Annotated in this window: 11 protein-coding genes and 1 pseudogene; 9 read left to right on the top strand and 3 right to left on the bottom strand. The window is 69.1% G+C overall.

Translation table 11 applies throughout. The features are described from left to right. Positions 1–192 precede the first annotated feature (192 nt). On the bottom strand, positions 193–1,857 hold the full coding sequence (gene ettA, locus LRX76_RS16390; protein WP_231806700.1) for an energy-dependent translational throttle protein EttA: 1,665 nt from the start codon (positions 1,855–1,857) through the stop codon (positions 193–195). 226 nt (positions 1,858–2,083) lie between these two features. On the opposite strand from ettA, the gene LRX76_RS16385 reads away from it, so the two are divergent. Continuing rightward, a complete protein-coding gene (locus LRX76_RS16385) occupies positions 2,084–2,518 on the top strand; it encodes an RcnB family protein (protein WP_231806699.1) in 435 nt (144 codons plus the stop codon). A gap of 72 nt (positions 2,519–2,590) precedes the next feature. Here LRX76_RS16385 and LRX76_RS16380 read toward each other — a convergent pair whose 3' ends face one another. Continuing rightward, positions 2,591–3,652 carry a lipid A deacylase LpxR family protein gene (locus LRX76_RS16380; protein WP_231806698.1) on the bottom strand — a complete coding sequence of 354 codons (1,062 nt, stop codon included), beginning with the start codon at positions 3,650–3,652 and terminating at the stop codon, positions 2,591–2,593. Positions 3,653–3,988: 336 nt separating this feature from the next. Here LRX76_RS16380 and LRX76_RS16375 point away from each other — a divergent pair, with 336 nt between their 5' ends. The 4 genes from LRX76_RS16375 to LRX76_RS16360 all read left to right on the top strand — a co-directional run bounded on the left by LRX76_RS16375 (position 3,989) and on the right by LRX76_RS16360 (position 8,535). Beyond that, the gene (locus tag LRX76_RS16375) at positions 3,989–4,267 is read left to right on the top strand and encodes a DUF493 family protein (protein WP_231806697.1); all 279 of its coding nucleotides are present in this window, start codon (positions 3,989–3,991) and stop codon (positions 4,265–4,267) included. After that, entirely contained in the window at positions 4,255–4,938 is a 684-nt protein-coding gene (gene lipB, locus LRX76_RS16370) for a lipoyl(octanoyl) transferase LipB (RefSeq protein WP_231806696.1), read from the top strand. The genes LRX76_RS16375 and lipB overlap by 13 nt, the downstream gene beginning before the upstream one ends. 17 nt (positions 4,939–4,955) lie before the next feature. Beyond that, positions 4,956–5,987, top strand: a complete 1,032-nt coding sequence (gene lipA / locus LRX76_RS16365; protein ID WP_231806695.1) for a lipoyl synthase — start codon at positions 4,956–4,958, stop codon at positions 5,985–5,987. Positions 5,988–6,360: 373 nt separating this feature from the next. Beyond that, complete coding sequence (locus tag LRX76_RS16360; RefSeq protein WP_231806694.1) at positions 6,361–8,535, top strand: carboxy terminal-processing peptidase; 2,175 nt, start codon at positions 6,361–6,363, stop codon at positions 8,533–8,535. Between the two features lie 425 nt (positions 8,536–8,960). Here LRX76_RS16360 and LRX76_RS16355 read toward each other — a convergent pair whose 3' ends face one another. Then, entirely contained in the window at positions 8,961–9,824 is an 864-nt protein-coding gene (locus tag LRX76_RS16355) for an endonuclease/exonuclease/phosphatase family protein (RefSeq protein WP_231806693.1), read from the bottom strand. A 161-nt stretch (positions 9,825–9,985) separates the two neighbouring features. On the opposite strand from LRX76_RS16355, the pseudogene LRX76_RS16350 reads away from it, so the two are divergent. From LRX76_RS16350 to LRX76_RS16335, 4 genes and pseudogenes are all read left to right on the top strand, one after another. Continuing rightward, a pseudogene (locus LRX76_RS16350) lies at positions 9,986–10,504 on the top strand (DUF2242 domain-containing protein); the annotation flags it as partial. 196 nt (positions 10,505–10,700) lie between these two features. After that, positions 10,701–11,060 (top strand): glycine zipper 2TM domain-containing protein, encoded by a 360-nt coding sequence (locus tag LRX76_RS16345; RefSeq protein WP_231806692.1) that lies wholly within the window; start codon positions 10,701–10,703, stop codon positions 11,058–11,060. Between the two features lie 50 nt (positions 11,061–11,110). Then, positions 11,111–12,388: a hypothetical protein gene (locus tag LRX76_RS16340; protein ID WP_231806729.1), complete on the top strand. Its 1,278-nt coding sequence runs from the start codon at positions 11,111–11,113 to the stop codon at positions 12,386–12,388. 170 nt (positions 12,389–12,558) lie between these two features. Next, the gene (locus LRX76_RS16335; protein WP_231806691.1) at positions 12,559–12,921 is read left to right on the top strand and encodes a BON domain-containing protein; all 363 of its coding nucleotides are present in this window, start codon (positions 12,559–12,561) and stop codon (positions 12,919–12,921) included. Positions 12,922–13,011: the final 90 nt, after the last annotated feature.

Below are 13,011 nucleotides of genomic sequence, written 5' to 3'. Positions count from 1 at the left end.
GAGGCGACGGCTGGAAAACAAGAAGGGCGCCGCGAGGCGCCCTTCTTTATCCGCCGATGACCTGCGGGGTAGTCGTTCCCGTGCAGGTCGAAGCCTCGGGTCAGTGCCGTGACCGGGATGGACGTCCATGGATCCCCCGGAGACGACGACCTGGCAAAGGGCGCCCGCGTGGTGTGCGGGCGCGCCGCGCCGTTACTTCAGCGCCTTGAACCGCAGCCGCTTCGGGCCGGCGTCGTCGCCCAGGCGGCGCTTCTTGTCTTCCTCGTACTCGCGGTAGTTGCCCTGGAAGAACTCCACGTGCGAGTCGCCCTCGAAGGCGAGGATGTGGGTGGCGATGCGGTCCAGGAACCAGCGGTCGTGGCTGATCACGAAGGTGTTGCCCGGGAACTCCAGCAGCGCGTCCTCGAGCGCGCGCAGGGTCTCGATGTCCAGGTCGTTGGACGGTTCGTCGAGCAGCAGCACGTTGCCGCCCTGCAGCAGGGTCTTGGCCATGTGCAGGCGGCCGCGCTCGCCGCCGGACAGCGAGCCGACCATCTTCTGCTGGTCCTGGCCCTTGAAGTTGAAGCGGCCGATGTAGGCGCGCGACTGGATCTCCACGCCGTTGATGTTGAGGATGTCCAGCCCGCCGGAGACTTCCTGGAACACGTTGTGGTTGCCTTCGAGCTTGTCGCGGCTCTGGTCGACGTAGGACAGCTTGACCGTCGGCCCGATCACGATCTCGCCCGAGTCCGGCGTTTCCTGCCCGGTGATCATCTTGAACAGGGTCGACTTGCCGGCGCCGTTGGGGCCGATGATGCCGACGATCGCGCCCGGCGGCACGATGAAGCTCAGGTCGTCGATCAGCAGGCGCTCGCCGAACTTCTTGGAGACGTTGCGGAACTCGATGACGTTGTTGCCCAGGCGCTCGCCCGGCGGGATGAAGATCTCGTTGGTCTCGTTGCGGCGCTGGTAGTCCACCGACTGCAGCTCCTCCAGCCGCGCCAGGCGTGCCTTGCCCTTGGTGCGGCCGCCCTTGGCGTTCTGCCGCGACCACTCCAGCTCCTTCTGGATGGCCTTCTGCCGGGCCTTCTCCTGGTTGTCCTCCTGTTTCAGGCGCTCTTCCTTCTGCATCAGCCAGTCGGTGTAGTTGCCCTTCCACGGGATGCCGCGGCCGCGGTCCAGTTCGAGGATCCACTCGGCGGCGTTGTCGAGGAAGTAGCGGTCATGGGTGACCGCCACCACGGTGCCGGTGTAGCGGTGCAGGAACTGCTCCAGCCATTCCACCGACTCGGCGTCGAGGTGGTTGGTCGGCTCGTCGAGCAGCAGCATGTCCGGCTTCTGCAGCAGCAGCCGGCACAGCGCCACGCGCCTTTTCTCGCCGCCGGACAGGGTGCCCACCTTGGCGTCCCACGGCGGCAGGCGCAGCGCGTCTGCGGCCACGTCCAGCTGCTGCTCCAGCGTGTGCGCATCGCCTGCGGCCAGGATCGCCTCCAGCCGCGCCTGCTCGGCGGCGAGCTTGTCGAAGTCGGCGCCTTCCTCGGCATAGGCCTCGTAGACCTTGTCCAGCGCGGCCTGCGCCTGCAGCACGTCGCCGACGCCTTCCTCCACCGCCTCGCGCACGGTGTGCTCGGGATCTAGCTGCGGCTCCTGCGCCAGGTAGCCGACCTTGATGCCCGGCTGCGGGCGGGCCTCGCCCTCGAAGTCGGTGTCCACGCCGGCCATGATCCTCAGCACCGTGGACTTGCCGGCGCCGTTCAGGCCCAGCAAGCCGATCTTGGCGCCGGGGAAGAACGACAGCGAGATGTCCTTGATGATCTGGCGCTTCGGCGGCACGACCTTGCTGACGCCGTTCATGGTGTAGATGTATTGCGAAGACATGGAGACTCCGTGGCGCAGCCTCCCGTCCGCGAAGACGGACGGAAGGCCGGGAAAAGGGGATGGGCGATTATAGCGGCAACGCCTGCCGGCCTGAGTCGCCGGAGGGCCGGCTAAGCGGATTATGAATAGGGGGTGGCGCGGCGCCCAGGGAACCGTTTCCAGCCGGAAGGCGTTCAGTGAGCAACCGCATCATGGCAATCGTCACCTCACAGATGCCGGAGCCGATATGCGCAGCCACCGCCTTCCCCTCGTTGTCCTTTGCTCGCTGCTGGCGCTGGGCGCGGCCGCGCCCGCCTTCGCCGACAATGATCGCGATCGCGATCATCGCCGCTATGAGCGCGGCCACGACCGCGGCCATGACCGCCGTGGCGATTCGCGCGGCCGCGACGACCGGCGCCACTACTCTTCGCAGCGCCCGGCCTATCGCCCGGCGCGGCCGCCGGTGGCCCACTATCGTCCGGCGCCGCCGCCGCGCTGGGCGCGCGGCCAGCGCTACAACGACCATTACCGCGGCCCTGTCTACGTGGTGAACGACTACCGCGGCTATCGCCTGCGCCAGCCGCCGCGCGGCTACCACTGGATACGCGACGATCGCGGCGATTTCCTGATGGTGGCCGTCGCCACCGGCATCATCGCCGACCTGGTGCTCAACGGGCGTTGATCCCCCGGTGGTGGCACGAACGAGAAGAGCCGGCCCGCGGGCCGGCTCTTCTGCGTCCGCGTGCTGCGACTTCTAAAGTGCGCGGGAGATGGTGAAGCTGCCGAACACCGGGGTCTCCTTCTGCCCGTCGAACTCGCGGGTGCGGTGGTAGCGGGCCAGCGCGAACTTCCAGTGGCCGCGGCGCAGCGCCAGGCCGTAGCCGATGTCGGCCACGAACGGGCGCTTGTCCACGCTGTGGCTGTTGCGGAAGGTGTTGCCGTCCAGGGTGATGTCGCGCAGCACCCAGCGTGCGTCGGTGGTCAGGAACAGGTGGGTCGACCAGCCCGGCGCCCAGCTCTGGCTCGATGGCGCGGTGTTCTCGCCGGCCGGGCGCAGCGGCGAGCTGCCGAAGTCGTCCGGCAGCCTCCAGCCGAAGCGGACCTCGAAGCCGCCGTTGGCGTGGGTGGACAGGTTGCCGACGGCGCCGCCCCAGTGGGTGATCGCGTCCCATCCCCAGCCACTGGCATTGACCGTCGAGTCCCCGGGCCAGCGGCGCATGCGCTCGTGCACCAGGCGCACCACCGGCTCGTTGTGCAGCTGGTTGTCCCAGCCCTGGAACTTGTCGTCGCCCAGCAGGTCGTGGACGGCGTTCTGCACCTGCCTGCCCAGCGCCGCCGGCCCGACCACGCCCAGCTGCAGCTGGGTGGTGCGCAGCTGGGTCTCGTTGCGCACGTTGTAGCCGAAGCTGGCCAGCAGCACGCCGGCATAGGGGCGATCGTCCTCGATCAGGTCCTTGCGGGTGTAGTCGGTCGGGGTGAACAGGCCCTGGCCGATCGAGAACACCATGTTCTGCTGCTGGAACTGTCCCGGGTGCAGCCGCTCGAGGTAGCGGTTGACCGCGCGCGCCAGCCGCGGCAGGCACGGATCGTCGGTGTAGTCGGTGAGGTTGGGCGAGACAAAGGTCAGGGAGGCGCCGTTGGTGTAGCCCTGGTCCTGGTGCTCGCCGCCGAACAGGTCGTTGTCCACGCGGAAGGCCACCGCCGGGGGCTGCTGGTTCAGCGTGCTCTGTTCGCAGCGGTCGGCCGCCAGGGCCGTCCAGCTGGGGCCGGCCAGCAGAGCGAACAGGGCGAGCGGCAGGCGGGGCTTGGGACGCATGGATCTCTCCGGATGACGAGGCGGGGCGGACGCATGGCGGCCGGCCGGTGCGCGGGGCGGGAATCGTGCCAGAACCCGGGGGCCTGGGGAGGTGAATGCTGCGCAGATGATCGCATCGATGTGTTCCACGGCACAGGCCGCCGGTGCCGTGGGCGATCCGGGCAGCGGTGCAGGCGCCGCGTGCCGGTCCCGCGCGGCGCTGGCGAGGCATCCTTCGACGGGGATTTGATGCGGATCATTGCCGCGGCTCCGGCCGGCGGCGACGATGGCCCCGCATGGTCCAGCACAGGCGCTGCTGCGCTTGGGTTTGCCGCGGAGCACCCCGATAATGACGCGATGGAAATCAAATCCGACAACCCCGAGCATGGCTTCCAGTTCCCCGGCACCTTCGAGCTCAGCGCGATGGGCGCGGCCGGCATCGGGCTGGAGAACGAACTGCCGCGGCTGCTGGCCGCTTCCGGCGTGGACGTGCTGGAGGAACGCGTGAGCTGGCGGCATTCCTCCAGCGGCAAGTACGTCTCGGTGAAGATCGGCTTCCGGGCCGAAAGCCGCGAGCAGTACGACGCCGCCCACGAAGTCCTGCGCAACCATCCAGAGGTCAAGTGGACGCTGTGACGGCCGTGCCGGCGCTGCATCCGGCCCTCGTGCGCGACCTGGGACGCCAGGCCTACGAGCCGGTGTGGCACGCGATGCAGCGCTTCACCGACGCGCGCGACGAGGCCGCCGCCGACGAGCTGTGGGTGGTCGAGCACGATCCGGTGTTCACCCTCGGCCAGGCCGGCAAGCCCGAGCACGTGCTCGCGCCGGGCGAGATCCCGGTGATCCATGTCGACCGCGGCGGCCAGGTGACCTACCACGGCCCCGGCCAGATCGTGGTCTACCCGCTGCTCGACCTGCGCCGGCTGAAGGTCGGCGTGCGCGACTACGTGTGCCGCATCGAGCAGGCGGTGATCGATACGCTGGACGAGTGGAACATCGCCGCCGCGCGCCGCGAGGGCGCGCCCGGGGTGTACGTGGCCGACGCCAAGATCGCCGCGCTCGGCATCCGCGTGCGCCACGGCTGCACCTTCCACGGCCTGGCGTTCAACGTCTCGATGGACCTGGAGCCGTTCCAGCGCATCAATCCGTGCGGCTACGCCGGATTGCGGGTGACCTCGCTGCTAGACTTGGGCGGTCCCTCCGGCATGGAAGCGGTCAAGCCCGTCCTGCTTGAACAGCTGGCGCGCCAGTTCGGCCTGCGCCTGCAACCCCTTTCCGAACTGCCCGGGCTCGACGCCGGGGCCTGAAACGAGCCGATACCGCCATGAACCAGCCCAGCGCACGTTCCATCCCCCTGCAGGTCGTTCCCGAGCCGGCCCCGGCGCCGGCCGGCCAGCTCCAGCAGGGCCAGCTCCAGCAGGGCGTGAAACAGCTCGGCGGGGACAAGATCGGGCGCTCGCCGGTGCAGTTCGCCGACGCCCCGGTGCTGCGCAAGCCCACCTGGATCCGCGTGCGCATCCCCTCGGGCAACGCGGTGCAGAACCTCAAGGCCAAGCTGCGCGAGAACCGCCTGGTCACGGTGTGCGAGGAGGCCAGCTGCCCGAACATCCACGAGTGCTTCGGCCACGGCACCGCCACCTTCATGATCCTGGGCGAGGTCTGCACTCGCCGCTGCTCGTTCTGCGACGTCGCCCACGGCCGTCCGAAGCCGCCCGATGCCGGCGAGCCGGCCAGCCTGGCGGCCACCGTGGCGGCCATGCGGCTCAAGTACGTGGTGGTGACCAGCGTCGACCGCGACGACCTGCGCGATGGCGGTGCCCAGCATTTCGCCGACTGCATCGGCGCGGTCCGGGCCAGCTCGCCGGGGACCCGCATCGAGATCCTGACCCCGGATTTCCGCGGCAAGGGACGCATGGAGCGGGCGCTGGAGATCCTGGCCAGCAACCCGCCGGACGTGTTCAACCACAACATCGAGACGGTGCCGGACCTGTACCCGAACGTGCGTCCGGGCGCCGACTACAAGTGGTCGCTGACCCTGCTGCAGAAGTTCAAGGCCCAGCACCCGGACATCGCCACCAAGTCCGGCATCATGCTCGGCCTGGGCGAGACGATGGAGCAGGTGCGGGCCACGCTGCGCGACCTGCGCGAGCACGACGTGGAGATGGTCACCATCGGCCAGTACCTGCAGCCGACCCCGCACCACCACCCGGTGATGCGCTACTGGACGCCGGACGAGTACAAGGAGCTGGAGGTCTACGGCAACGAGCTGGGCTTCCACCACGTCGCCTCCGGGCCGATGGTGCGCTCGTCCTACCACGCAGACCGGCAGGCAGCCGGGGCGGGCGTGGTGGCCTGAGGCGGCGTCGCGAGCGCGGCCGAAGCATCGGCCGCATTGACCTGCATCCGATCCTGGGATCGCCTTCTCCCGCTTGCGGGGGAAGGTGCCCGAAGGGCGGATGGGGGCTATTCGGAGCATGGGAGAGCCACGGCAAAAGCTCCCCCATCCGGCGCTACGCGCCACCTTCCCCCGCAAGCGGGAGAAGGGAGCTGCTCGTTCCTGCCTTGTGGCCGGCGGGCAGGAACTCCGGCCGGGACCCGTTCACATTTCGCTACAGGCACGCCGCTAGGCTGGGCTGCAACGGCAGATGACAAGTGCGGCAACTTTAGGCACTGTCATGTTGTCCATATGCAGCACAGCCTCCCCACGGCCGGTAGCCGAGAGTAACCCGATGAAATACAAAGCCCCCGCGTTCCTGCTCGCCCTCGCGTTGACGGCGCCCCTGGCGCTGCTGGCGCGCGCAGACGCGCCGCTGCCGTCGGCCGCCACCGCCGACCAGTCCACCACCTCCAAGCTGGTCTACGGCCTGCTGTCGGACAGCCGCTATGCCTATCGCCCGCGGCCGATGGACGAGGCGATGCAGAAGGACGTGTTCAAGCGCTACCTGGAGACGCTGGACGGCGGCAAGCAGTTCTTCACCCAGGCCGACATCGACCGCTTCGCGCCGTTCCAGGCGCAGGTCGGCACGGCGATCCGCAACGGCGAGCTGGACCCGGCGTTCGAGGTGTTCGCCATCTACAAGCAGCGCGTGAACGATCGCATCGCCTTCGCGCGCAAGCTGCTGAACCAGGATTTCGCCTTCGACGGCGACGAGAAGTTCGAGTACGACCGCAAGGACGCGGCGTGGCCGGCCAACAGCGCCGAGCTCGACGATCTGTGGCGCAAGTCGGTGATGAACGACTGGCTGCGGCTGAAGCTGGCCGGCAAGCAGTCGGCCGACATCCGCAAGACCCTGGACAAGCGCTACGCCAACCTGGCCAAGTCGGTGGGCGAGCTCAAGAGCGAGGACGTGTTCCAGTTCTTCCTCAACGCCTACACCAACGCGGTCGATCCGCATACCGACTACTTCACACCGCGCACTGCCGAGAACTTCAACCAGCAGATGTCGCTGTCGCTGGAAGGCATCGGCGCGCAGCTGCAGAAGCAGGACGACATGGTGGTGATCCGCGAGGTCATCCCGGGCGGTCCGGCCGCGGTCAACGGCGTGCTCAAGCCGGGCGACCGCATCGTCGGCGTCGGCCAGGACAAGTCCGGCCCGGTCGAGGACGTGATCGGCTGGCGCATCGACGACGTGGTGGCCAAGATCCGCGGCAAGGCCGACACCCTGGTGCGGCTGGAGTACATCCCAGCCGAGGCCGGCGTGGACGGCCCGCACCGCACCCTGACCCTGACCCGGCAGAAGGTACGCCTGGCCGAGCAGGCGGCCAAGGGCGAGACCATGGAGATCCCCGGGCAGAACGGCGAGCCCGCACGCCGCATCGGCATCATCAAGCTGCCGGGCTTCTACCAGGACTTCGAGGGCCGCCGCCGCAACGCGACCGACTACGCCTCGGCCACCCGCGACGTCGCCAAGCTGCTGGCCGGGTTCAAGGCCGACAAGCTCGACGGCGTGGTGCTGGACCTGCGCAACAACGGCGGCGGCTCGCTGGACGAGGCGATCGAGCTGACCGGCCTGTTCATCGAGCAGGGACCGGTGGTGCAGGTGCGCGAGTCCGGCGGCCGCGTCACCGTCAACGGCGACCGCAGCCAGGAAGTGGCGTGGGACGGCCCGCTGGCGGTGCTGATCAACCGCGGTTCGGCCTCGGCCTCGGAGATCTTCGCCGGCGCCATCCAGGACTACGGCCGCGGCCTGGTCATCGGCGAGACCAGCTTCGGCAAGGGCACGGTGCAGAACATCGTCGACCTGGACCGCTGGCCGGGCAGCGAGGGCGCGCGCTTCGGCCAGGTCAAGCTGACCATCGCCCAGTTCTTCCGCGTCAGCGGCTCCAGCACCCAGCACAAGGGCGTGGTGCCGGACATCGCCTTCCCGGCCAGCGTCGATGCCACCGAGTTCGGCGAGAGCACCTACGACAACGCGCTGCCGTGGACCCGCATCGCCTCGGTGCCGCACACCCAGTACGGCAACTTCGCCCCGCTGCTGCCCCGGCTCGACGCGCTGCACGAAAGCCGCATCGCCTCGGACAAGGAATTCCAGTGGTGGGAGCAGGACGTGCGCCAGTTCCGCGAGGAAGCGGCCAAGAAGTACGTCGTGCTCAACGAGGCCGAGCGCCGCGCCGAGCGGCAGAAGCAGGACGACCAGCGCAAGCAGCGCCAGGAGGTCCGCAAGCAGCTGGGCCTGCCGCTGGATCCGCTGGCCGACGACAGCAGCGACGACGGCCTGGCGCTGAGCGAGCGCGACATCGTCAAGGACGCCGCGCGCGAGAAGCTGGCCGACAAGCGCCCGGATCCGCTGCTGCGCGAGTCGGCCTCGATCCTGGCCGATGCGGTGAACCTGCTGGAGCACGATCGTCCGCTGTCGGCGCAGGTGCTGCCGCAGTCCACTGCACCGGGCCGCTGGGCCGACTGATCGGCTTCGTCCGCTCCGGCGCGTCGGCGCGTAGACGGCGCGTCGCGTCGGACGCGTGGGGCGGCAAGCCCTGGCCCTGGCTAGGTCAAAGGCCGCCCCCGCATCGCGGGGACGCGCCGGCTGTCCCAAGGTGCACTGCGCTTACCCGGCTACGTGGTTGATCGCCTCGACCTGGGCCCTGACAGGCGCGCCATCGGCAACGGTGGCGCGTTTTCGTTTGGGCCCGGTGTCGATGGCGCCGCAGGCCCGAGGCTAGGAAGCTGCTCACGATTCCGTGCAGGAGCGACGTAGGAGCGACTTCAGTCGCGATGGGGCTTTGCCGGTAGAGCCCCATCGCGACTGAAGTCGCTCCTACAGGAGGCGGTATCGGCTCCAATAAGCTGCAGGGAAAACGGGCTGCGCGGCGAGCCTGTGCGTGGCAGGGTTCAATCCGGCCAGTGCAGCTCGGCCACTACCGGGAAGTGGTCCGAAGGCAGGATGCCGTGCGGGCGGTCGGCAAGCGTGGCGAAGCGTTCGACGCGGAAGCCGCGCACCAGGATCCAGTCGATCCGGTTGCGTGCCTCGTCGCCGAAGCCGTTGAACGTCGCCGCCGGCCCCTCGCGACGGCGTGCGCTTTCGCGTGCGTCGGCCAACTGCGCGGTGAAGGCGCGGTGGGTCGGCGATGCCGGCATCGTGTTGAAATCGCCGGTGACCACCACCGGGATGCCGGCCGGGAGCGCGTGCAGCCGCGACAGGATCAGCCCGGCGCTGCGCACGCGGGCCGGCTCGTCCTGGTCGCGGTAGGGCAGGTGGGTATTGAACAGATAGAAGCGCCGGCGATCGCTGCGGCGCTCGAACAGTGCCCAGGTCACCATGCGCGGCATGATGTTGCCCCAGCTGATGCTGCCGGCCGTGTCCGGGGTGTCGGACAGCCAGAAGTCGCCCGATTCGATCACCTCCAGCCTGGCCGGGTCGTACAGCACGCCCATGTGCTCGTCGCTGTCGTCGCCGCTGCGACCGGTGCCGAACCAGCGGTAGCCGGGCAGGTGCCGGACCAGATAGTCGGCCTGTTCGCGGACCAGTTCCTGGGTGCCGACCACGTCCGGGCGCCGCTCGCGCAGCAGCGCCACCATCGCCTCGCGCCGGACTTCCCAGCGCTTGTCGCCGTCGCGATCGACCGGCGTGCGGACATTGAACGACATCACCTGCAGCGCATCGGCGGCCATCGCCGGGGTCGCGCACAGCAGCAGGGCCGCGAGCAGGAGCCGTACCGAGGGCCTGCATGCGGGGAGACGGGGTGTCGTGGACATTTCGGGATCCATCGGCGGGATGCTGGCAGGCGACCGGTGCCGCGCCGTTGGAGGCGAGAATAGGCTAACCGGCGGATAAGCGGGGAATGGTCGCAAGCGCGTGCATGGGTGGGGTTGGCGATATTCTCGTGGCGATGTCTTACAGGCATATGGATACGATCATGGTTTCTTCACGCTGTATCCGCGCGGGCCTGCTCGCGGCCGCGGTCACCGCGCTCGCCGGCTGCGGCGGCGCCAAGGGCGACAGCATGCTGTCGCGCGAGTCCTTCAACTCCGGCGACACCTACTCGCGCAGCATCGACGTGCCGTCGACGCAGGCGTGCGAGGCAGCGCGCCAGGCCTTGCTGAGCCAGGGCTACATCGTCGCCAAGGCCGATGCCGGCAGCGTGGAGGCGAGCAAGAACTTCCAGCCCAAGGACGACGAGCACGAGCAGCTCGTCCTGCGCGTTTCCTGCGTGGCGCAGGGGGCGGACAGGAGCTGGGTGTTCGTCAGCGCGCTGCAGGACCGCTACGCATTGAAGAAGAGCGCCAACTCGGCCAGCGTGGGCGTAGGCGCCTTCGGTTCGGTGTCGCTGCCGTTCGGCAGCAGCGACGATTCGCTGGTGCGCGTTGCCAGCAGCACCGTCCAGGACGGGACGTTCTACGAGCATTTCTTCGAGCGGCTGCGGTCCTACCTGCCGGCCGCGCAGGCGGGGGCGTCGGCCGAATCCGGCGCCGCGCCGCCGGTGCCGCCGCAGCAGTGACGCCGGGGCCATGCTCCCTGCTGAATGGCCGGCGCTGCGTTTCACGGGCCGTTCCCGGCGTCGGTAGCAGCATCCTCCGCTACGAGGCCCGTGCATCCATATGCGCGGGCCGCAGGCAACCCGGAGGTGCTACATGAAGAACACCCATACCGTTTGCGGCATGGCATTGGCGCTGATGCTCGTCGCGCCGCTGGCTTCTGCGCAGACCTACGGCCCGCAGGACGAAGGCCGCCGCTTCAACGATGGTACCCAGGTGAAGTGCCACAAGGTCGAGGTGCAGAAGAACAGCCGCGACCCGAATCGCGTCACCGGCACGGCCGCCGGTGCGGTGGTCGGCGGCCTGCTGGGCAACCAGATCGGCAAGGGCAACGGCCGCAAGCTGGCCACCGTGGGCGGCGCGGTCGCAGGCGGTGCCACCGGGCGCTACGTGCAGGGCCAGCAGCAACAGACCAAGGGCGACCGCGTCGTCGAAACGGTCTGCGAGCGCCGCTGACCGGCGTGAGGCCTGCGGGGCCACGCCGCGCAGGTTCCCGCAGGCCGCGCCTGGCCCTGTGGCTGGCCGCGGCCTGTCTGGCGCTGGTCCTGTCCTCGGCGCCGCTGCAGGCATCGACACCGGCATCGGCCGATTGCCTGCAGCAGTTCCTCGAGCAGCTGGGTTGGCGCTTTTCCCGCAGCAGTGGTGCTGACCCGCAGTATCACCGCGGCCAGCCATGCACGCGCGCCTCGCTGGCCGAGGCGCAGGATCTCGGCGACCTGCGCCTTGCGATCCCGGACCACTACGACGAGGCCCAGCGCCGGGAGTTGCTGCGGGAATTGCTGGAGGATCCGGCCAGCATCTGCGCCTACGCCTTCCAGCTGGGCGACGCCAGCCGCCGCGCCGCCGCGCGCCTGGAGGGGAATCCGGGCTATCGATTTTCCGCGCTGCAGCTGGGCTGGATCGGCTTCGGCCCGCGCGGCGCCGCGCAGCAGGGATGGCAGCGCTTCAGGAGCTTCGGCCGCGGCTACCGGCCGGCCGCAGGCAACGCCGCGGCGCTGGATGCGTTCTATGTAGGCCACGTGCGTTCCGAGTGCGGGGTGGGTCGGCAGGTGGCGCAACTGGCGACGCAGCGCGAACTCTACGGCGACGCCGGTTTCGACCAGGAGTTCAGCGCCGACGAACTGTCCATCGGCACCTTCCTCACCCTGCACGGCACCGCCAGCATCCTGCTGGGCAGCAGCGCCGGCGAGTTCCTGGCCGACGGCAAGGCGGTGCGCACCTCGGAGATGGGACGGCAGGCGTTCATGGGGGCGCCTGGCTTCATCGAGCACGTGTTCGATCGTTCGTATCTGGACGACATCAACAACCAGGCCGAGAACTTCGTCGTGGTCGACGTGAGCGAGGCCGCGGCGCAGGCGCTGGCGATGCACGGCGGCTTTGCCCACTACGACCGCGTCAACCGGCGCGTCTGGGAGCTGGCGCGGCAGATGCCGGGCCATGCGCGGCGCCGCTTCGAACGGCTGCTGTACGAGCGCGACCCGCGGCTGCGCGCGGCGTTGCCGGCGCAGTACCGGCCGCTGCTGGAGCAGATCGATGCCCTGCTAGCCGATCCGTTCTACCAGGGCTTCGTCGTCTACGTGCATCCACGCGGGACGCGACCGGTGGGCTATCACATCGCGCGGCTGCTGGACCGCAATCCGCGTACCCCGTATGCCTTCGAACTGGCACTGCACAACCTGCACACGACGCTGTACCGACGCTGGGTCGAGCACCGGCTGCAACAGTGCGCGGGCGGCGACGCCGGCCCATCGCGAGCGATGCAGGAACCGCCGTTGCAGCGATGAGCCTCGCTCTGCCGGCGCTGCGGAGATGGCTTTAGCATCGGTCCGATCGCGCTTGTTGCCGATGCGTCGGCGCAGCGACATTTTCCTTTCACCGACCGCCCATCCGCCGGTCACGCTGCTTGTACGTGCAGACGGACAGACTCCACGCACACCCAACGGGAGGATTCCACATGAACAAGCACAACCGTATTTTCCGTACTCCGATCGCCATCGCGCTGGGCCTGGGCATCGCGCTCGGCGCGGGCCAGGCATTCGCGGCTGACCCGCCGCGTCACCATGACGCCAAGGCCGAGTCGCAGGAGCCGGTAAGCGACACCTGGATCACCACCAAGGTGAAGGCCGACCTGGTGGCGACCAAGAACGTCCCCGGCACGGACGTGAAGGTCGAGACCGTCAATGGCGTGGTATCGCTGAGCGGCGTGGTGCCGAGCAAGGCCGAGCACGACAAGGCGGTACAGGTCGCCAAGGGCATCAAGGGCGTGAAGAGCGTCGATGCCTCCGGCCTGACGGTGTCGGCTTCGGCCCGCAACTGAAGCCTCGCGGGGCAGCGGCCGCCATCGGCGGCCGCTGCCCCCCCCCCCCGTAGCGGATACAACCGCCCCGCCACCCCCGCCCTTGCATAA

The sequence above is a fragment of the Stenotrophomonas sp. MMGLT7 genome, from assembly GCF_021168555.1.
In the GTDB taxonomy this organism is placed as follows: domain Bacteria; phylum Pseudomonadota; class Gammaproteobacteria; order Xanthomonadales; family Xanthomonadaceae; genus MMGLT7.
This window is presented reverse-complemented; position numbering and strand designations above follow the sequence as displayed.

Excerpts from the sequence above, each read along its gene's own strand:
- ettA (WP_231806700.1), bottom strand. The coding sequence starts at position 1,857 with ATGTCTTCGCAATACATCTACACCATGAACGGCGTCAGCAAGGTCGTG.
- LRX76_RS16385 (WP_231806699.1), top strand. The coding sequence starts at position 2,084 with ATGCGCAGCCACCGCCTTCCCCTCGTTGTCCTTTGCTCGCTGCTGGCG.
- LRX76_RS16380 (WP_231806698.1), bottom strand. The coding sequence starts at position 3,652 with ATGCGTCCCAAGCCCCGCCTGCCGCTCGCCCTGTTCGCTCTGCTGGCC.
- LRX76_RS16375 (WP_231806697.1), top strand. The coding sequence starts at position 3,989 with ATGGAAATCAAATCCGACAACCCCGAGCATGGCTTCCAGTTCCCCGGC.
- lipA (WP_231806695.1), top strand. The coding sequence starts at position 4,956 with ATGAACCAGCCCAGCGCACGTTCCATCCCCCTGCAGGTCGTTCCCGAG.
- LRX76_RS16360 (WP_231806694.1), top strand. The coding sequence starts at position 6,361 with ATGAAATACAAAGCCCCCGCGTTCCTGCTCGCCCTCGCGTTGACGGCG.
- LRX76_RS16355 (WP_231806693.1), bottom strand. The coding sequence starts at position 9,824 with ATGTCCACGACACCCCGTCTCCCCGCATGCAGGCCCTCGGTACGGCTC.
- LRX76_RS16345 (WP_231806692.1), top strand. The coding sequence starts at position 10,701 with ATGAAGAACACCCATACCGTTTGCGGCATGGCATTGGCGCTGATGCTC.
- LRX76_RS16335 (WP_231806691.1), top strand. The coding sequence starts at position 12,559 with ATGAACAAGCACAACCGTATTTTCCGTACTCCGATCGCCATCGCGCTG.